Source organism: Candidatus Zixiibacteriota bacterium (assembly GCA_035574315.1).
Lineage (GTDB): Bacteria > Desulfobacterota > Binatia > UBA9968 > UBA9968 > DATLYW01.
The window spans coordinates 25675-44073 of record DATLYW010000030.1 but is presented as its reverse complement, the minus strand read 5'-3'; the positions used below and the strand labels follow the sequence as shown (position 1 = coordinate 44073).

At 65.7% G+C, this 18399-nt stretch carries 18 protein-coding genes; 3 read left to right on the top strand and 15 right to left on the bottom strand.

The window, feature by feature from the left end; genetic code table 11:
• Positions 1 to 5 precede the first annotated feature (5 nt).
• From VNN77_10055 to VNN77_10045, 3 genes are all read left to right on the top strand, one after another.
• Positions 6 to 890, top strand: coding sequence for an isocitrate lyase/phosphoenolpyruvate mutase family protein (locus VNN77_10055; GenBank protein HXG51735.1), 885 nt, complete (start codon positions 6 to 8; stop codon positions 888 to 890).
• Positions 891 to 1061: 171 nt separating this feature from the next.
• Positions 1062 to 2549, top strand: a complete 1488-nt coding sequence (locus VNN77_10050) for an amidase family protein (GenBank protein ID HXG51734.1) — start codon at positions 1062 to 1064, stop codon at positions 2547 to 2549.
• 35 nt (positions 2550 to 2584) lie between these two features.
• Positions 2585 to 3511, top strand: a complete 927-nt coding sequence (locus tag VNN77_10045; GenBank protein ID HXG51733.1) for an aldo/keto reductase — start codon at positions 2585 to 2587, stop codon at positions 3509 to 3511.
• 66 nt (positions 3512 to 3577) lie between these two features.
• On the opposite strand, the gene VNN77_10040 is transcribed toward VNN77_10045, so the two are convergent.
• From VNN77_10040 to VNN77_09970, 15 genes are all read right to left on the bottom strand, one after another.
• Positions 3578 to 6508: a GAF domain-containing protein gene (locus VNN77_10040; GenBank protein HXG51732.1), complete on the bottom strand. Its 2931-nt coding sequence runs from the start codon at positions 6506 to 6508 to the stop codon at positions 3578 to 3580.
• Positions 6505 to 7467 (bottom strand): ABC transporter substrate-binding protein, encoded by a 963-nt coding sequence (locus tag VNN77_10035; protein HXG51731.1) that lies wholly within the window; start codon positions 7465 to 7467, stop codon positions 6505 to 6507. Before VNN77_10035 ends, VNN77_10040 begins: the two co-directional genes overlap by 4 nt.
• A gap of 51 nt (positions 7468 to 7518) precedes the next feature.
• The gene (locus VNN77_10030; protein ID HXG51730.1) at positions 7519 to 7731 is read right to left on the bottom strand and encodes a helix-turn-helix domain-containing protein; all 213 of its coding nucleotides are present in this window, start codon (positions 7729 to 7731) and stop codon (positions 7519 to 7521) included.
• A 290-nt stretch (positions 7732 to 8021) separates the two neighbouring features.
• Positions 8022 to 8996 carry an ArsA family ATPase gene (locus VNN77_10025; GenBank protein HXG51729.1) on the bottom strand — a complete coding sequence of 325 codons (975 nt, stop codon included), beginning with the start codon at positions 8994 to 8996 and terminating at the stop codon, positions 8022 to 8024.
• Positions 8993 to 9973 (bottom strand): TRC40/GET3/ArsA family transport-energizing ATPase, encoded by a 981-nt coding sequence (locus VNN77_10020; protein HXG51728.1) that lies wholly within the window; start codon positions 9971 to 9973, stop codon positions 8993 to 8995. Before VNN77_10020 ends, VNN77_10025 begins: the two co-directional genes overlap by 4 nt.
• A gap of 8 nt (positions 9974 to 9981) precedes the next feature.
• Positions 9982 to 10251: a hypothetical protein gene (locus VNN77_10015; GenBank protein HXG51727.1), complete on the bottom strand. Its 270-nt coding sequence runs from the start codon at positions 10249 to 10251 to the stop codon at positions 9982 to 9984.
• 19 nt (positions 10252 to 10270) lie between these two features.
• The gene (locus VNN77_10010) at positions 10271 to 10561 is read right to left on the bottom strand and encodes a hypothetical protein (protein ID HXG51726.1); all 291 of its coding nucleotides are present in this window, start codon (positions 10559 to 10561) and stop codon (positions 10271 to 10273) included.
• Positions 10562 to 10575: 14 nt separating this feature from the next.
• Entirely contained in the window at positions 10576 to 12369 is a 1794-nt protein-coding gene (locus tag VNN77_10005; protein ID HXG51725.1) for a carbon starvation CstA family protein, read from the bottom strand.
• Between the two features lie 36 nt (positions 12370 to 12405).
• Positions 12406 to 13011 (bottom strand): methyltransferase domain-containing protein, encoded by a 606-nt coding sequence (locus tag VNN77_10000; protein HXG51724.1) that lies wholly within the window; start codon positions 13009 to 13011, stop codon positions 12406 to 12408.
• Positions 13012 to 13042: 31 nt separating this feature from the next.
• Positions 13043 to 13345 (bottom strand): zf-TFIIB domain-containing protein, encoded by a 303-nt coding sequence (locus VNN77_09995; protein ID HXG51723.1) that lies wholly within the window; start codon positions 13343 to 13345, stop codon positions 13043 to 13045.
• A gap of 122 nt (positions 13346 to 13467) precedes the next feature.
• On the bottom strand, positions 13468 to 14082 hold the full coding sequence (gene leuD / locus VNN77_09990; protein HXG51722.1) for a 3-isopropylmalate dehydratase small subunit: 615 nt from the start codon (positions 14080 to 14082) through the stop codon (positions 13468 to 13470).
• A 13-nt stretch (positions 14083 to 14095) separates the two neighbouring features.
• Positions 14096 to 15502 (bottom strand): 3-isopropylmalate dehydratase large subunit, encoded by a 1407-nt coding sequence (gene leuC / locus VNN77_09985; GenBank protein ID HXG51721.1) that lies wholly within the window; start codon positions 15500 to 15502, stop codon positions 14096 to 14098.
• Positions 15503 to 15623: 121 nt separating this feature from the next.
• Positions 15624 to 16535, bottom strand: a complete 912-nt coding sequence (locus tag VNN77_09980; protein HXG51720.1) for a polysaccharide deacetylase family protein — start codon at positions 16533 to 16535, stop codon at positions 15624 to 15626.
• Between the two features lie 79 nt (positions 16536 to 16614).
• Positions 16615 to 17346, bottom strand: coding sequence for a tRNA pseudouridine(38-40) synthase TruA (gene truA, locus VNN77_09975; GenBank protein HXG51719.1), 732 nt, complete (start codon positions 17344 to 17346; stop codon positions 16615 to 16617).
• Between the two features lie 28 nt (positions 17347 to 17374).
• Entirely contained in the window at positions 17375 to 18397 is a 1023-nt protein-coding gene (locus tag VNN77_09970; GenBank protein ID HXG51718.1) for an aspartate-semialdehyde dehydrogenase, read from the bottom strand.
• Between the last annotated feature and the right edge of the window lie 2 nt (positions 18398 to 18399).

Sequence of the window (18399 nt, the reverse complement as noted above, 5' to 3'; positions counted from 1 at the left end):
GGACGATGAACCCACGCCAGACTTTGCGCAATCTCCTTCGCCGCAACCGGCTGCTCGTGGCGCCCGGCTGCTTCGACGGCCTTTCCGCCCGTCTCGTTCAGCAAGCCGGCTTCGAGGCCGTCTACTTCAGCGGCGGCGCGGTGGCCAGGAGCATGGGGTTTCCGGACATCGGCCTGATCACGATGTCCGAGATAATCGAGCGCGCCGCCCTGGTGGCCGCCTCGGTCGACCTCCCGGTCATCGCCGATGCGGACACGGGCTACGGCAACGCGGTCAATCTCGTCCGCACCGTCCGCGAATACGAGCGGGCGGGAGTGGCCGCCATCCACATCGAGGATCAGATCACGCCCAAGCGCTGCGGCCATCTGGAGGGCAAGGAAGTCGTTTCGCTCGCCGAAATGCGCAAGAAGGTGGAAGCGGCGCTGGCCGCGCGCAGCGACCCCGATTTTTGCATCATCGCCCGCACCGACGCGCGGGCCGTGCACGGGTTCGAGGATGCGATCGCGCGTGCGCGGGCCTTTGCGGAAGCCGGTGCCGACGCGATCTTCGTCGAGGCGCCGCAATCGGAGCAGGAGCTGGAGGAGATTCCCCGGCGGCTTCCCGGCATCCCCCTGCTGGTCAACGTCTTCAAAGGCGGGAAGACCCCGATGCTGCCCGCCCGGCGGCTGGAAGCGATGGGTTACCGGATCGCCATCTACCCGTCCGAAACACAACGCGCGGCCATCCACGCGATGCGGCGGGTGCTCGAGCTGCTCAGGCGGGAAGGCACCACCGAATCGATGGACGATGCGCTTGCCTCGTTCAAGGAGCGCGACCGGATCGTCGGGCTCGAGGACTGGCAAAAGCTCGAACGCGCGTACCTGCCGGAGAAGCAGGGGGCCCCGTCGTGATTCGCGCCCGCCCGCCGGGCGGAACCGCGGCCGGCCCAGGGGCGGCCTTGACGGGCGCTTTCGCCTGCCATAGGCTCGCCAGCAAAGGCCGCGGCGCCGGCGGTTTTCCGGTGCGGTGCCTGCGCCGGCTCTTTCGTTCGGCCGGACCGGCTGCTGCGCGACGAGAGGCACATGGCTGACTTCAACGTTCTCGAGACCACCATCGACGACATCCACGCGGCGTACCGCTCGGGCGCACTCACCGCCAAGCGCCTGGTGGAGCTCTACCTCGACCGCATCGACCGCTACGACAAACAGGGGCCGGCGCTCAACGCGATCATCACGATCAACCCCGGAGCGCTCGCAGAGGCGGAGCGTCTCGATACCGCTTTTCGAGCTTCCGGATTCGTCGGGCCGCTGCATGGCATCCCGATCGTCGTCAAGGACCAGGCCGATGTCCGTGGCCTGCCCACCACGTTGGGATCGGTCCTCTTCAAGGACTATTTCCCGGACCGCGACTGTTTCGTCGTGGACAGGCTCAAACGGGCCGGAGCCGTCATTCTCGCCAAGGCGACGCTCGGAGAGCTCGGCGGCGGCGACACGCACGGCTCGCTGTTCGGCTCGACACGCAACCCCTACGACCTCGAGCGCACCGCCGGAGGCTCGTCCGGCGGCTCGGCGGTGAGCGTCTCGGCGAATTACTGCACCGTTGCGGTCGGCCAGGAGGGCTTCGCCTCGATCCGCCGGCCCGCGATCTGGAACTGCGTTGCCGGCATGAGGCCCACCGCCGGGCTGGTCAGCCGCTCCGGCGTCTTCGCGGGCTGGCCGTCGGTCAACGGCTCGCTCGGCCCGATGGCGCGCACCGTAGCCGACCTGGCGAAGCTGCTCGACGCGATGGTCGGCTATGACCCCGAGGATCCGCTCACTGCCCGCGGCGCCGCCCACGTCCCCGAAACCTTCGCGCAATTCCTCGACCCGGCCGGCCTGAAGGGCGCCCGGATCGGAATCCTGCGCGAGCCGATGGGCTTCCACACCGAGCCGCAGTCGGAGGATTTCGCCAGGGTGGACGAAGTCTTCGCGCGCGCCGTGGGCGAGCTCCGGGAGGCCGGAGCCGAGATCGTCGACCCGATCTCGATTCCGAGGCTCAACGAGCTGCTGGCGAAACGCGCCGTCAGCTTCGCCGAGGAGGAAGAGTCCTTCAAGACCTATTTCGGCAGAAGCGGCCGCTCGCCCTACCCGTCGCGCGAAGCGGTGGCGCAATCGCCGGAGTTCTCGAAAGTGGTCAAAGGATCGCAGGAGCGCTGGAAACGAAAACCCGATCCCGCCGCGCACTACGAGTACCTCAAGGCGCGCGAAGAGCTGCTGACCAGCCTGCTGAAGGCGATGGCCGATCACCGCCTCGACGCGATCGTGCACAAGGCGGTGGAGCATCAGCCCACGCTGATCCGCGACGGCGTCAATCCCCCGTTCGTCGACCAGAAGGGCGCGCCGCACCTCAACACCTTTCTGGTCTTCGTCCCTTCGGTGGTCGTGCCGGCGGGTTTCACGAGCGACCGCCTGCCGGCCGGCATCACTTTTCTCGGCCGCCCGTACGACGACGGCCGGATGATCCGCCTGGCTTACAGCTACGAGCAGGCCACGCGCCACCGCCGGCCCCCCGCGAGCACCACCCCGATGTAGCGCGTCCCAGGGCGCGGGCGCCCGCGCAGGCGAGCATGAGCTGTCGGGGAACGGACCCTCCCGCGATGTCGCGCCGGAATTTCATTCGCTTCGCCTCGGCTGCCGCTCTCGCGGCGTTCGGAGGCGACGCGAGCCCGATCGTGATGCGTCCGGTACCGCGGACGGGCGAACGCTTGCCGGTCATCGGCCTCGGCACCTGGCAGACCTTCGACGTCGGAGCCGCCGAGGCGGAACGTGGCCCTCTGCGGGAGGTGCTCCGCCTCTTCGTGGAGCACGGGGGCGCCGTGGTCGATTCCTCCCCCATGTACGGGCGTGCGGAAACCGTCCTGGGAGCGCTTGCGGCGGAGCTGGCCGTCCGCCCCCGACTGTTCATCGCGACGAAAGTGTGGACGAGCGGCCGCGAGGCGGGGATCCGCCAGATGGAGGAATCCCTGCGCCGGTTGCGAGTCGGGACGGTCGATCTGATGCAGGTGCACAACCTGGTCGACTGGCGCACTCACCTCGCGACCCTCCGGCGCTGGAAAGAGCAGGGCCGGGTCCGCTACATCGGCGTGACGCACTACAGCGAGAGCGCTTATGGAGAACTCGAGCGCGTGCTGCGCGCCGAGGAGCTGGATTTCTTGCAGGTCAACTACTCGGTCGCCGAACGCGCCGCCGAGCGCCGTTTGCTCCCTCTTGCCGTGGATCGCGCCGTGGCGGTGCTGGTCAACCGCCCTTTCGCCCAGGCGGCCCTGTTCGACCGCGTGCGCGGAGTGCCGCTGCCCCCCTGGACGGCCGAGTACGGTTGCAGGACCTGGGCGCAGCTGTTTCTCAAGTTCGTGGTCTCCCACCCCGCGGTCACCTGCGCCATCCCGGCGACTCGAAGAAGCGATCACCTGCTCGAGAACCTGCGCGCCGGGACACCGCCGCTCCCGGATGCACGCGGGCGTAACCGCATCGCCCGCGCTCTCGCGGAACTTTGATCGGCCGCCTGCCGCGCCGCTCCCGGCCCCCGGGACCGGGCCGCCGTCCGGGACCGGCGCGTCGCGTCACGAATGGAGCGGGAGATTGCGGGGGATCCAGAAGGTGAAGGTGGAGCCCTGCCCCGGATGGCTTTGCACGCGAATCTCTCCCTGCATGAGGTCGAGGTATTTTTTCACGATGCTCAGACCGAGGCCGACGCCGTTGAAATCGCCCGTGTGCGCCTCCTTGATCTGCTCGAACTCGTTGAAGATGCGGCCTAGGTCCTCCTCGCCGATGCCGATTCCGGTATCCGCCACCGCGAACTGCACCCGGTCCGTGCCGTCGAGATGCCGCACCTGAACCTCCACCCGCCCTGCCGGAGTGAACTTGAAGGCGTTACCGATCAGATTTTGCAATATCTCTTCCAGCTTGAGAGCGTCGGAGACGACCGGCGGGATATCCGCGTCGACGTCCCACAACACCTCGAGCCGCTTGTCCCGGTTGATCTGCTCGACATAGGTGCGCGCGTGGGCGATGACCTCCCTGACGTCGAAGGTCGAAACGTCCAGCGTCATTTTTTTCGCCTCGATCCGGGACAGGGTGAGCAGATCGTTGATCATCTTCAGCAGCACCCTGGCGTTGCGCGACACTTTCTGCAGAGCATCCTTCTGCTCCGCGTTGATCTCGCCGAAAAAGCCGTCTCGCGTCAGGTCGGTGCTCCCGATGATGATGTTGAGCGGCGTGCGCAGCTCGTGCGACATCGCGGCGATGAACTCCGACTTGGCGCGGGTCGCCTCCGTGAGCTCCCGGTTCGCCTGGAGGAGCTCGGAGCTCTTGCGGTTGACCTCGGCGAACAGCTCGGCATTCTCCACCGCGACGCCGATCACCTGGGCGATGGATTCGATCAGCCGCACCTCGTCCTCCGGAAACCGCCGTTTGGAGCGGTTGGCGACGTGCAGCGTCCCGATGGTTCGCTCCTTGGTCGAGATCGGGAACGCCGCCGCCGTCTCGAAACCCAGCGAGACGACCTTCCCGGCCCGCGACAGCTCGTGGTAGTGCTGGTCGCCTTTGATATCCTCGAAAATCATCGGCCGCCCGCGCCTGATCACCTCGCCGCTGATGCCGATGCTCACCGGTCGCACCGCCAGCTCGGCCGCCATGGAATCGCTCAGACCCTTGTGCGCCCGCAGGTGCAACTGCCCGTCCGCCGCCCCCAGCCGATAGATCCATACGGCGTCGAAACCCAGGCGCGTGGCGATGTTGGTCACGGCCTCGTCGAAGACGACGTTGAGGTCGAGAGAGCGGCTCAACGCTCCGCCGATGCCGTTCAGCAGCGCCAGATGCTGCGATCGTTTCTCGGCTTCCCGGAACAGCCGGACCTTCTCGACGGCGACGCCCAGATGCTCGGTCATGGAGGTAAGCATCCTCACCTCGTCGTCGCCGAGCTTGCGAGGCGCCGCTCCGGTGAAGGTGATCACCCCGACGACCCGAGTCCGGGTCTTGATCGGGAAGACCGCGAAAAACCGGTGCCGCAGGACGTGGGCGGTTCGGCTGGTGCTGAGCGCCTGATAGCGCGGATCCGTCTCGACGTCCTCGAAAATCAGCGGCTCGGCGGTGGCCCCGACCCTGCCGACGATCCCCTGCCCGCGGCTGAACCGCCGTACTCCCCGCGACGCTTCCGGCTTTTGTTCGAAAGAGGCCTGCAGCTCGAGGTACTGGTTGCTCTCGTCGAAGAGGAAGATGCGCGTCGATTCGAAGCGGAACATCTCGGTGATCTTGGCGATGACCGCGTCGAGGATGCTCGGCAGCTCGAGCGTCTGATTGACCGCCGTGGTCACCTCGTACAGCGCGGCGAGCTCCCGCGTCCGCAGCTCCACGTTGCGCTCGAGGGACGAGTACGAGTTCTTCAGCTCCAGCGCCATCTTGTTGAACTCGTCCGCCAGCTCCTCGATCTCGTCGCCGCTCTTCACGTCGACCCGGTAATCGAGGTCGCCCGCCGCGATCCTCTGCGCTCCGCCGTGCAGGGTGCGGATCGGGTTGGTGATTCGGTTGCTGACCCACACGATCACGAGCGCGCCGACGCCGAGCCCCACGGCCACCAGCAGCGCCGCGTATTGCGCCATGGTGGTGATCTCGGCGAGCGCGGTCTCGAAGGGCTCCGCCAGGACCACCGCCCATCCCAGACTTTTCACCGGCGCGTACGTGCTCAGAACGCTTTCACCCGTGATGCCGCGGCCCAGCTTTGCGGGATGCTCGTCGCGTGAAAACGGGCTGTTCAGGAACTCCAGGACCTCGGGGACGTGCGCGAGATTGAGCCGCCTGAGCACGAGCGATGAATCGGGGTGCGCGATCAGGTTCCCTTTCCGGTCGACCAGGTAGGCGTAGCCGGCGCCGCCGAACCGGATGTTGCGCACCACGTCCCACAGCGCCTTGAGGTTCGTCTCCGCGACGACGACCCCGATGATCTCGCGCGGGCTCAGCCGGATGGGCACCGCCAGGGTCACGTAAGGCTCGGCCCGGTCCGACGTGTAGACCGGGCTGACGTAGGTCTCGCCGGAAAACGCCTGGTCGAATTCCTCGGCGCGGCTGCGGTCGCGCAGCTCGCCCGGCAGGTTCAGGCGCGTTTCCGAAACCTTCAGGATCTCCCTGCCGCTCCCGTCCACAATCGCCAGCTCCTTGAACGCAGGATCGTTCTTCAACAACAAGAGCGCGAGCATCTTCTGCCGCTCGCTGGCGGGCCCGTGGAGGCTCGCCGAGGCGGCGAAATCGACGAGCCGCGTGAGCTTTCCGTCCATGAACTCCTCGATCTCGAAGGCCACCCGTGCGGCCAGCTCCGCCTGAAGCTCGCCGCTGCCCTTGAGGATCAAGCGCCGCGTATAATAGGAGCCGGCGATGGTATTGACGACCAGGGTTACCCCGAGCAGGCCGAGCCCCAGGAAAAGCAGGCGCCGCCGGAGGGCGCCCTGGAAAAACGGAAGTGCCGGCCGGGATGGCCCGGCGGACGTCGCCGCGATCATTCGATCACTTCATCCGCCCTCAGAAGAATCTCCCGCGGAACCGTCAGCCCGATGGCTTTGGCCGCCTTGAGGTTGAGCGCCAGATGAAATTTCATCGGCTGCTCGATCGGAAGATCCGAGGGTTTTGCTCCTTTGAGGATCTTGTGGGCGATCCCCGCTCCCTGTTCGCCCAGCGCGAAGTAGTTGGCTCCATAGGTCGCCAGACAGCCTCTTCTCACGTTTGCCAGCAGGGAAGTCATCAGCGGGAGCTTCTCCCGGTAGGACTGCTCCACGATGATCTCGATCGCTTCGGTCACCATGACGTCGGGCGGCGTGAAGATCGCGTCGAACTTCCGGCGCGTCACCGTCGGCGCCTGCAGCCCGATCTCGCTCCGGCTGGTCACCGGAATGTCGAAGAGAAGGAAGCCGAGCTTCCTGGCCGCCTCGCGAACCTCCGCCGTGCTCGACTGGTGATTGACCCCCCGGGGGTTGGTGAAATTGGCGACGCGCTTCGCTCCCGGCACCAGGTCTCTGAGCAGCTCGAAGCGCTTGCCGGTGATCTCCAGCGTCCCGGAGCTGATGCCGGCGAGATTGGTGCCGGAACCGGCGAAGCTCTTGACCAGCTTTTGCGGGTTGCCCGCGCTGAGGAAGATCACCGGGATGTGCGTGCCGGCGGTCGCCTTGGCGACGGCCACGGTCGAGGTCGTCGACGAGGTGAGGATCATGTCGACCTTTTCCTCCACCAGCCGCCGGGCCACTTCGTGAACCACCCCCTCGCCGCCCCGGGCCGCCCGCAGCTCATAAACCACCTCCCGGCCTTCGCGGTACCCGAGCTCTTCCATTCTTTTCTTAAACCCGCTGAACGCGTCGTTGAACTGATCGGACGTGCTGACCGACACGATACGAACCGTCTTTTGAGCGGCCGCCGGGACCGCCTGCAGAAGCAGCAGCCCGGAGAGCGCAACGATGTGGAACTTCACGGCTTTCCCCTCCTTACGTCGAAACGTGGCGGCGAGCCGACCCCGCCGCGCTTACCCGGCCGGTTTTGCTTCCCCGTGCTGCCCGAGCCCGGTCTTTTTCCCGTGGTCCGACGACAGCAGGCTGACGATGTCGTTGCGGCTGAAGCGCCACCCGCCGCCGAACTTTCTACCCGGGATCACGCCCTGCCGGACCAGTTTGTAGACCGTGCGCGGGTGGATCTGCAGCAGCTTGGCCACCTGCGACGCAGTCAATATATCGTCCATAAAAAGCACCTCCTAAGCGTTTGGCGCTCGCGCATGGCAGAAAACGTGCCAGAGAGCCCGGAGGCGGAAACGACCCAATCCGGGAGCTATCGGGATTATTGGAGCGAACCGGGAAGCGAGGGCAGTGGGCCGGGGTTTACCGAAAAGTAGCGAATCAGCCGCCCGCTGACCAAAATTGTCACGCCCGGCATCGGTTTTCACAAAGCCCGGTCGCTGGCCAGCGCGGGCGGGATTGAAGACGGAGATCGGGCGATTTTCCGGGGGGTGACCTCAAGCCGTCCGCGAAAGGGTCAGGCCATCAACCGGCGGGCCGCTTCGTCGAGCATCGCGATGCCGCGGAGCTCTCGATCGAAGAGCGGGAGCACCGCGCGCACCTCGCCGTCGAACTTCCGCCAGATGGTTGCGAGGTAGTCTTCCTGCATCTGGACGCGATTGAGGACGAACTCAGGAACGTCGTCGCCGAGGGCGCTGCGGTCGAGCAGCATGTTGACGATCACGCCGCCGACCGGGATCCCGAAATCCCGAAACCATCCGATAAACCTGGAGATCACGGCGATCGGCAGCGCCTCGGCGAGCGTGACGAAGAAGAACGCGGTCTTCTGCGGATCGGCGAGACGCTCCCGCGCCTGCGCCATCCGGTCGCGGAACCGCAGCAGATAGCTCATGAGCGGATCTTCTTCCTTCTTCTTGCTGAACGACAGCATCTCGCGCAGCGTGCGAGCCTCCTCCCTCGACTTCAGCATCTTGTCGACCCAGAGCGAGTAGACCTTCGACATGCCGAGGAGTCGGCGCGCGTTGGCGGTGGGCGCGGTGTCGAAGACGTAGACGTCGTAGTCGTCCTTCAGCATCAGGTCCACCATGTTCTCGAACATGGCGGATTCCTCGAAGGCGGGGTTCATCGTCGCGGATTCCACGAACTCGTCCGCCTTGACGCTGATGTCGGCGAACTTGAGGAACCACTGGATCTTTTCCCGGATCTCCTTTTTCGACCGCTCGATGGTCTCCCGGGTGTCGATCTCGTAGGCCCAGAAGTTGTCCGCCACCGCGGTGGGGGCACCGAAGACGGGCCGGTCGAGCAGCCCGGACAGGCTGTGGACGGGATTGGTCGAGGCGAGCAGCGTCCGCCTCCCCTGCCGCGCGAGCCAGAGCGCCGCCGACCCGGCGAGCGAGGTCTTGCCGACGCCGCCCTTGCCTCCGAAAAACACGTACTTGAGCCCGGGGTGGGCGCGGACGTAGTCGGACATCGATACCGTGATCGGATTCACTTCCCCGCCTCGAAAAGCCGCTCCGCCAGCCGCTCGATCATCGGCAGTCCCGCGATGTCCCGTTCCATCTCGGGAACGTAGGCGAGAATCTGCTTCCCCAGGGTCGAGCGGATCTCTCCGAGATACTTTTCCTGCAGCTCGATGCGGTTCCTGAGATAGGCGGGAATCTTCCCGTCACGCAGATGGGGAGGTAGAACGCGGTTCACGATGTATCCGGCGATCGGCACGTCGAAGCGCGCGAACAGCTCCGCGGCCTTGCGCGTGTCCAGGATGATCATCTCCTCGGGCACCAGCACGAAGAAGAACGCGGTCCGCTCCCGGTCCGTGAGGATGCTCGACGAGACGTTGATCCGCCCTTTGATATAGCGGAGCTCGGCGAGAACCCGATCCTCCTCGGAGGTTTCCTGGCGCCGAAGCGTCGCGGCCACCCGGTCGTACTCGCCCATCTCCTCCCGTAGCTTGGTGATCTTGTTGATCCACTCGTCGTAGACCTTCGCCATCGAGAGGTAATAGAGCGCGTGTCCCAGGGGAACGAGATCGTAGATGTAGTAGTCGTAATCGCCCTCAACGATGATGTCGACCACCGCGTCGAAAATCGCGCTCTCCTCCATCGCCGGCTCCGCCGACGCCGACGCGATGTAGCTGTCGATCTCTTCGGGCACCCGCTCGAAGCCGTACATGTCGAGGATCTTCTGCCGGATCTCGTCCTGATAGGCCTGGATGCGCTTGTCGGCGTCGACCTCCTGCGCCCAGAGGTTCTCCATGATCCGCACCGGGCCCTGGCCGAAGATGTCCCGCTGAAAGATGTCCGAGAGGCTCGCCTGCGGATCCACCGAGAACACGAGCACCCGTTTGCCCTGGCGCGCCAGCCAGTAGGCGCATGCGGCCGACAGCGTGGTCTTCCCCAACCCGCCTTTTCCGCCGAACATGATGTAGCGGCGCTCGGGATGGCGCGTGAACAGGTCGCGAAGGGACATAAACGCCGCTATCCGAGGGTGTCGGTGATGTCCCGCTCCCTGAGCATGCGCCGCTTCCAGGTGCTGATCTGCGGCGTCACGTACGGAAGCAAGCGCAGCGAATAATAGGGCGGGAGGATCGGCACGCCGAGCAGATCCCCCATGGTGATGAGGATGAAGAGATGTTCCATGCTCGCCCGGCTGCGCACCGCATGCCGGGTCATCTCGTGCGAGGACATTCCGTAAACGATGTCCTTGAGCGCCTGAAAAAAACCGCCCTTCTTCTCGTGCTCGGGCATTCCGCCTCCCTCCGCCGTCCTAAACGCCGTGTAGATCGTATTCGTCCCGCTCCCAGAACTCCGTCGGGCGCGCCATCTGCCGCTTCCAGACGGCGATCCTCGGGACGATGTAGGGCAGCAGGCGCAGCGAATAGACCGGTGGCACCACCGGCAGGCCGATCCAGTCTCCCACGGTGAGAACGAAGAACACGGATTCCGCGTCGTGCTTCATGCGCAGCGCGTGCCGCGCGAACTCGTAGCCGCAAAGGCCGTACACGAAATCCTTGAGCCCCCGCCAGCGCTCCGCGTCCTTCCGTTTTCCGTCCGCCATCGGCGCTCTCCGCCTCACGACCTCGCCGCCACGGGTTCGGCCGAAGGCGCCGGCCTCTTGAAGTGGCGCACGAAGGCTCTGGCGCCGTCCAAGCCGATCAGCAGCGCCGCCGCTATCAGCAACACGGCCACCACGATCATCAGGCCCGACCCGACGGCCGGCAACGCCCGCCCCGCCTCCATGTTCGGCCGGTAGACGTTGAAATAGAGGTTGTACGCCGTCACCCCGATCGAGGCGACCGTGGTCACGTACATCGCGATCATCGGCAGCCCGGCGTACAGCCATTGCTTGCCGACCGAAACCAGCCATACGGTCACGAGCAGGAGCGAGAGCGCCGCCATCAGCTGATTGGCCGCACCGAAGAGCTGCCATAGGTAGATCCAGGTCCCCGTCAGCACGAGCACGATGGCGAGCGCGATCGACAGCAGCGAGGCGACGTGCTGGTTGCGCAGCGGCGGCAGGATCTCCCCGAGCCACTCCGTGAGCGTCACGCGCATCACCCGGAACAGGAGCTGCGTCACCACCAGCACGATGACGATGAAGGCCGCAAAGGCGAGCGAGACCGCGTAATCGCGCGGCACGCCCCAGACGCTGATGAACCCCCCGAGCCCGTCGGCGAAAGCGGCGTCCGGCGACCCCTTGGAGCCCACCGATACGGCGAGGAGCGCCAGCAGACCCAGGAGAAACTCGGCCAGCATAGAGCCGGCGCCCACCGGGAGCATGTCCGCCTCGTTCTCGATCTGCCGCGCCGTGCCGACCGTGCCGAACAGAGCATGCCACCCCGAGATCGCGCCGCAAGCGATCGTCACGAACAGCATCGGCCAGAGCGGCATCACGCCGGCGGGTCCCAGCTGCGGGCTCCAGCCCTTGAACGCGGGAATGGCAAAGTAGGCGGCCTCCGGCCGGGTGAAGGTCCCCACGGCGGCGCCGCCGAGCCCGAGCAGCATCGCCATCGCCGTGATCCAGAAGCCCACGTACACGACCGGCTGCGCCAGCCGCCAGATGGGCAGGATCGATCCGGCATAGCAGAAGGCGGAGATCGCGAGGGCCCAGAACAGCAGGCTCGGCTTGATGGCGGCCTCCCCTCCCTTGAAACCGGCCCGCATCGGATCGAAGTAGGTCACCAGGGGCGCCCCGCCGGTAAGCGCGTTGAGTCCTTCGTTCAGACCTCGAAACGCCCCCTCGCTGTACTGGCCGGTCAGGATCGCCAGCAGCGTCACCCCCACCGTCACGAGCGTCGCGGGCAACAAGCCCACCCTCCAGCGGTAGAGCATCTGCCCCAGCAACAGCCCCATCGCCACGAGCAGGATCATTCCGAGATGCGTGCGCGGCTGCGACTCCATGACCGCCGCCATGATCCCGACGAAAGCCCCCGCCACCAGCAGCAGATAGAAAAAGATGAACAGGAAAAGCACCGTGCGCGTGCGCGGCGAGATCAGCCGATGGGCCACGGCGGAGAGGCTGTGGCCTTCGTTGCGGACCGAGAGCACGATCGCGCTGTAATCGCTCACCCAGCCCATGAACGCCACACCCAGGATCAACCACACCATCGCCGGCAGCCAGCCCCACAGCGTCGCCGCCACGATCGCCCCGACGATCGGCCCCGCCGCCGCGATCGACTTGAAGTGGTACCCGAACAGGATGTTACGGTTGGTCGGCATGAAGTCGACTCCGTCCATGTAGAGGACCGCCGGCGTGGCCCTCTTCGGATCGGAGCGGATCACGTTGCGGTCGATCCGGCGGGCGTACCGGGTATAGGTAAGGTAGACCGTCAGGATCCCCAAAACGACCGCGATCAGCGCATTCATGATCGTTTCCTCGAGCCGCAAACGGCGAACGGGCCGCTAGCGGGGGTCGCGCGTTTTGTCACTCTCCGCGACATGCCAGAGATAGAGCGTGTGGTCCCAACCCGATCGGTCCTTGATGTGCTCCGTCTTCAGCGGCTTCCAGTCCCCCATGTCGAAGTCGTGCGACACCACGCGCGACCCGGGCTTCATCTGCTTCCAGATGTTGGGCCGGATCATCAGGTTCACTTCGGGCAGCAGATACATCGTCAACACCGAGGCCTGCGAAAGGTCGACGGTCCTGATGTCCTGCCGGCGGATCTCGACGAGATGACCGACCCCCGCCTTCCTGATGTTCTCCTGCGACTCCTTGATCCGTTCCGGGTCGATCTCGAAGCCGACCGCTCTCACCCCGTATTTCTTGGCCGCGGTGACCACGATCCTGCCGTCGCCCGACCCGAGATCGTAAACCACGTCGCCCTTCTTGACTCCCGCCAGCTCCAGCATGCGCTCGACGACTTCTTGAGGAGTGGGGACGTAAGGGACGATTTTTCCTTCCTGATCCCCGCTCTGAGCGCGTACCGGCAATGTGGCCGTGAGAGCGAAGCTCCCGGCCAGGAAAAGACCCAGCACCCCGGCGGATACAAGACGGTAAAAGCGGTTCATCTTTGCAGCCTCCTCGCCGCGCTCGGGCGGATCACCGACTCCTTTTCCAGAACTTGCCCAGCCAACTCTCTTCCTCGCGACCGGCCACCTGCTCCAGCTCTCCGGCATCGAGCCAGATGCCGCCGCAGCCCGAGCACTGATCGATCAGGATTTTTTGAAAGCTTCGCTCCTTCAACCGCTCGCCGCATTTCGGACAGCGCATCCGGCCTGGCGGGTCGGCTTCCGCCTTCGTTTGCGCCTGCTTCTGTTTCAGCTTTTCGAGCAGCTCTCGCTCTTTCTTGATGAAGTACTCGTCTTCCTTGGCTTTTTTCCGCTCGTCCCACTTGTCGGCCACGCTTTTCCTCCTCGATACCGTCCTTGCAGTACCGCCCCGCGCACCGCCTCGACCTCCGCTCCCGGGTGATCCGGGCGTCCCACGAGGTCAGCGAGCCCTGGAGAATCAGGGTCGAAGGCGTCTCACGCCGTGAATCCGGTCAGGTACGGAAGCTTCGACGCGGTCTTCCTCACCGCTTCGAGATTGGCGCGCAGCAAAGCCGTCGAATCCCAGGAACCGCTCGTGAGCGCTCTGCGAAAGGTCTCCGGCAGATCAAGCGCGACCCGCTGCTCTCCGAAAAGGACGACCTTGGACTCGAGGTCGACCGTGAACCGCGTTTGCGGGTTCCGCTCCGCCGCCGCCATCATCCGCTCGATCTCGTCGTGCGACACGGTCACGGTAGGCACGCCGATCATCGTGCAGTTGCCCGCAAAAATCGCGGCGAACGACTCCCCGACGATCGCCTGGATGCCGAACCGATGCAGGGCCTGCGGCGCGTGCTCGCGCGACGAGCCGCAGCCGAAGTTCTTGTTCACCAGCAGGATCGAGGCGCCCTTGTGCCGGGGATCGTTGAACGGGTGAGGCTTGGGACGTCCGTCGGCGTCGAAACGCTCGTCGAAGAACGGGTACTCGCCCATCCGCGCGAACGTCACTTCCTTGAGATACCGGGCCGGAATGATCCGGTCGGTGTCGATGTCGTTGCCCCGCACCGCGACGGCCGTCCCCTCGATCCGCGTGACCTTGACGATGCCGCTCATTCCTCCGGCCTCTCTAGACATAATCCCGGACGTCAACCACTTTGCCGTTCAACGCCGCCGCCGCCACCATCGCCGGGCTCATGAGCAAGGTGCGCCCGCCGGGACTTCCCTGGCGACCGATGAAGTTGCGGTTGGACGACGACGCGCAGACCTCGCGGCCGTTCAGCCGGTCGGGGTTCATCGCCAGGCACATCGAGCAACCCGCCTCGCGCCATTCGAAGCCAGCCTCGCGAAAGATCTCGTGCAGCCCCTCCTGCTCCGCCAGCTTCTTGACCTCCGCCGATCCAGGAACTACCAGCGCCCGAACACCTGGTTTGACCTTTCGCCCGCGGGCGACGCGCGCGGCGGCGCGCAGGTCCGCCAACCGGGAATTGGTGCACGAGCCGATGAAAGCCACGTCGATCGGCGTCCCCAGGATCGCGGTTCCCGGCCGCCATCCCATATGCTCGTAGGCCTTCCGCGCCCCGTCGGGATCCGCCAACGATTCCGGCTCCGGAAGCTTCTCCGAGATCCCCACCGCCTGCCCGGGATTGATCCCCCACGTCACGGTCGGCTCGATCTCCGCTCCGGCAAAGGTCACGACGTCGTCGTAATGCGCATCGGGGTCGGAAGCGATCGACTGCCAGTAGCGCACCGCCCTCACGAACGCCTCGCCCGTGGGGACGTAGCGCCGCCCCTTGAGGAAATCAAAGGTCGTTTGATCGGGGTTGACGTAGCCCACCAGCGCTCCGCCCTCGATGCTCATGTTGCACACGGTCATCCGCTCTTCCATCGTCATGCGGTCGATCACCTCGCCGCCGTACTCGTAGGCGAAGCCCTTGCCGCCGCTTACCCCCAGGCGGCGAATGATGTTGAGGATCACGTCCTTGGCGTAAACGCCGTGTCCCAGCGACCCGGTGACGTTGATGCGGCGCACCTTGAGCCGGTCCATCGCCAGCGTTTGCGTCGCCAGCACGTCGCGCACCTGGCTCGTGCCGATGCCGAACGCCAGCGTTCCGAAGGCGCCATGGGTGCTCGTGTGGCTGTCGCCGCAGGCGAGCGTCATTCCGGGTTGCGTGAGCCCCAGCTGGGGACCGATGACGTGGACGATTCCCTGGTGCGGGCTGTCGAGGCCGAAAAATTCGACGCCGAACTCGCGCACGTTCCGCTCCAGGGCCCGCGTGAGCTCTTCGGCCTCGGCGTCGGCGAAGGGGCGGCGCCGGACGTCGGTCGGAACGATGTGGTCGACGGTGGCGAAGGTCCGCTCGGGAAACGCCACGTCCATCCCTCGTTCCCGGAGCATGTCGAACGCCGGCGCGGTCGTGATCTCGTGAATCAGATGAAGACCGATGAAGAGCTGCGTCTGCCCGGTGGGCAGAATGCCGACGGTGTGCGATTCCCAGATCTTGTCGTAGAGCGTCTTGCCCGAGCTGTCCGCCATCGAAGAAACTCCCAGCGGGATCATATCGGCCCGCACCCGCAACTTCAAGAGGCGTCCGGGCCGGAACCCTCTCCAAATCGCACGCTTACGCGCCCCCCGGCGCCCCGGCGCGAGCCCGCCCTCACAGGCACTCGGCCATCACCCAGCGGGCGATTTCGTCCCGGCGCGCGAACCAGACGCCGGGAAAGCTCTTGGCGTACTGGATCGCCTCGTCGTAGACCTTCCCGGTGGCCGGAAACGCCATCTGGCAGTGCATCGCCATCGTCAACATCTTCGGCTCCGTCGCCGATTCTTCGTACAGCAGATCGAACTCGTCTTTGAACGAGTTGAACAGGTCCCGCGCCGTGAGCCCTCGCCGGTACATGCCGGTGTCGTTCAGGCCGCTGATCGCGTTCTTGTAGGGGATCACGAGCATCGTCTTGCCGGCGATCTCGACCGGATAGGGATTGTCGTCGTTCACCGCGTCGCCATGCCAGAGAAATCCCTCGTCGGCCAGAATGGCCAGCGTGCGCTCCGTATGGCGCATCCCGGACGTCAGCCAGCCCGTGATCCGCACGCCCAGGAAGTCCTGAAACATCTTGACGCACGTGCGGATCTCTTCGCGCTCCTCCTCCGGCGAGAGGTGAACGAGCTGAACGTCCTCGGCGTAGGAGTGGCCGACAATCTCGTGGCCTCGCTCGTGAACCGCCTTGACCGCCTCCGGGTAGCGCAGGACGCAAAGCGCGTTGACGTTGAACGAAGCCTTGACTCCATGCTTGTCCAGGATACGCAAGATGCGCCAGACGCCGGTTCGACCGCCGTAGTCATTTTCGCTCGCCGTGCGGCAGTCGTACGGCGACTTGACGTCGTCTTCCTTGATGGGATTGGATCCCCCGACGTGCCGCGTCCGGCGGTGTTTCGGATCGGGGGTCTCCGTCCACGCCTCCAGGTTGCCCGCGAGAGCGACCGCCATCCGCGCGCCGTTCGGCCAGCGGATCTTGAGCTTTCTCGCCTTGGAGTAGATGTCGTAAAAATTGTCGTGCGCCGGTATCATCTCGCCTGCCCTCCTGTCGTTGCATCGTCGCGTTCGGGGAGGGATGGAGCGCCCGCCCCTTTCCGCGGTCCGGCCCGGTTCAGTAACGGACGCTGGTCAGGAACAGACCATGCGCCGGCGCCGTCCGCCCCGCCTTCCTCCTGTCGCGCGCCTCCAGCAGCCGAACGAATTCCGCCGGCGTGCGTTCTCCTCGCCCCACCTCGACAAGGGTGCCCACGATGTTGCGGACCATGTGCCGGAGAAAGGCGGTCGCCTCGACCCTGTAAACCACAACCCCGTCCTCCCGCTCCAGGGAATTGGAGAAGATGCGCCGCACCGCATGCGCCGCCTCGCAGCCCGCCGCCTGGAAGGAAGAGAAATCGTGCTCCCCCTCGAGCGCCGCAATCGCCTCGCGCATCGGCTCGAGGTCGAGCGGGTCGTGCACGTGCCAGGCGTAGCGGCACTCGAAGGGCGACGGCCACGGGCGGTTCCAGATCCGGTAGCGGTACTCGCGGCTCCGGGCGTCGCGCCGGGCGTCGAACGAGTCCGGGACGTGCTCCACCTCGCGAATCACGATGTCGCGCGGGGTGAGGGCGTTCAGGCCCTTCTGCAGCTTGCCGAGATCGGGATTGCGGTCGGTTACGAAATTGGCGACCTGACCGAGCGCGTGCACGCCCGCGTCGGTCCGCCCCGCGGCCGTGACCCGCGCCGGGGCCCCGAGGAAGGTCGCGACGGCCTTCTCCACGACCGCCTGGACGCTGACTCCATTGGGTTGCAATTGCCAGCCGTGGTAGTTGGTCCCGTCGTACTCCAGCGTCAACTTGATGTTCACGGCGCCGCCGGCCGCCCCGCCGGAAAATCTAGAGGTAGTCGCGAATCAGGATCTCGGCGATCTGAACGGCGTTCAACGCCGCCCCCTTGCGCAGGTTGTCGGCGACGATCCACAGATTGATGCCGTTGGGAACCGAATTGTCCTCGCGGATCCGCCCGACGAAGGTCGCGTCCTTGCCGGTCGCGTCGATCGGCATCGGGTAAACGCTCCGATCGGGCTCGTCGCAGACGATGATCCCCGGAGCCTCCCGCAGCAGCGCGCGCACGTCGCCGGCGGTGAGCTTCCTTTCGGTCTCCACGTTGACCGACTCCGAATGGCCGCAGAACACCGGCACCCGCACCGCCGTGGCGGTCACCGGCAGCGACGGCTCGCCGAGGATCTTCCGGGTCTCGTTGATGAGCTTCATCTCTTCCTTGGTATAGCCGCCGGGGAGAAAGACGTCGATCTGCGGAATGCAGTTGAAGGCGATCTGGTGGGGAAACTTCTCCTTGGTCAGCTCCCGTCCGTTGTAGAGCGCCGTGACCTGTCCGCTCAGCTCCTCCATCGCCCTGCGGCCCGCGCCCGAGACCGACTGATAGGTCGACACCACGACCCTCTTGATCCGCGCCGCCTCGTGAATCGGCTTGAGCGCGACGACCATCTGGATCGTCGAGCAATTCGGGTTGGCGATAATGCCACGGGCCCTGTAGCGGGCGATCTCGGCCGCGTTCACCTCAGGCACCACCAGCGGAATGTCGGGCTCCATCCTGAAGAAAGCGGTGTTGTCGATGACCACGCTGCCCGCCGCCACCGCCGCGGGCGCGAACCTGGCGCTCACGCTGCCGCCGGCCGAGAACAGGGCGATGTCGATCCCCTCGAAGGAGCTCTCCTGCAGGACCTCCACCGTCACCTTGCTCCCGCCGAACTCGAGCTTCTGCCCGGCCGACCGCTCCGAGGCCAGCAGGCGCAAACGCCCCACCGGGAACTGACGCTCCTCGAGGACCTCGCGCATCTGCTCGCCCACGGCCCCCGTCGCCCCCACCACCGCCACGTTGTAGCTTTGCTTCTTCACGC

Coding starts and splice junctions, on each gene's coding strand:
- VNN77_10030 (HXG51730.1), bottom strand. CDS start 7,731: ATGGACGATATATTGACTGCGTCGCAGGTGGCCAAGCTGCTGCAGATC.
- leuC (HXG51721.1), bottom strand. CDS start 15,502: ATGGCGGACAGCTCGGGCAAGACGCTCTACGACAAGATCTGGGAATCG.
- VNN77_10010 (HXG51726.1), bottom strand. CDS start 10,561: ATGGCGGACGGAAAACGGAAGGACGCGGAGCGCTGGCGGGGGCTCAAG.
- leuD (HXG51722.1), bottom strand. CDS start 14,082: ATGAGCGGCATCGTCAAGGTCACGCGGATCGAGGGGACGGCCGTCGCG.
- VNN77_10050 (HXG51734.1), top strand. CDS start 1,062: ATGGCTGACTTCAACGTTCTCGAGACCACCATCGACGACATCCACGCG.
- VNN77_10005 (HXG51725.1), bottom strand. CDS start 12,369: ATGAATGCGCTGATCGCGGTCGTTTTGGGGATCCTGACGGTCTACCTT.
- VNN77_10045 (HXG51733.1), top strand. CDS start 2,585: ATGAGCTGTCGGGGAACGGACCCTCCCGCGATGTCGCGCCGGAATTTC.
- VNN77_09980 (HXG51720.1), bottom strand. CDS start 16,535: ATGATACCGGCGCACGACAATTTTTACGACATCTACTCCAAGGCGAGA.
- VNN77_10055 (HXG51735.1), top strand. CDS start 6: ATGAACCCACGCCAGACTTTGCGCAATCTCCTTCGCCGCAACCGGCTG.
- VNN77_10015 (HXG51727.1), bottom strand. CDS start 10,251: ATGCCCGAGCACGAGAAGAAGGGCGGTTTTTTTCAGGCGCTCAAGGAC.
- VNN77_10020 (HXG51728.1), bottom strand. CDS start 9,973: ATGTCCCTTCGCGACCTGTTCACGCGCCATCCCGAGCGCCGCTACATC.
- VNN77_10040 (HXG51732.1), bottom strand. CDS start 6,508: ATGATCGCGGCGACGTCCGCCGGGCCATCCCGGCCGGCACTTCCGTTT.
- VNN77_10000 (HXG51724.1), bottom strand. CDS start 13,011: ATGAACCGCTTTTACCGTCTTGTATCCGCCGGGGTGCTGGGTCTTTTC.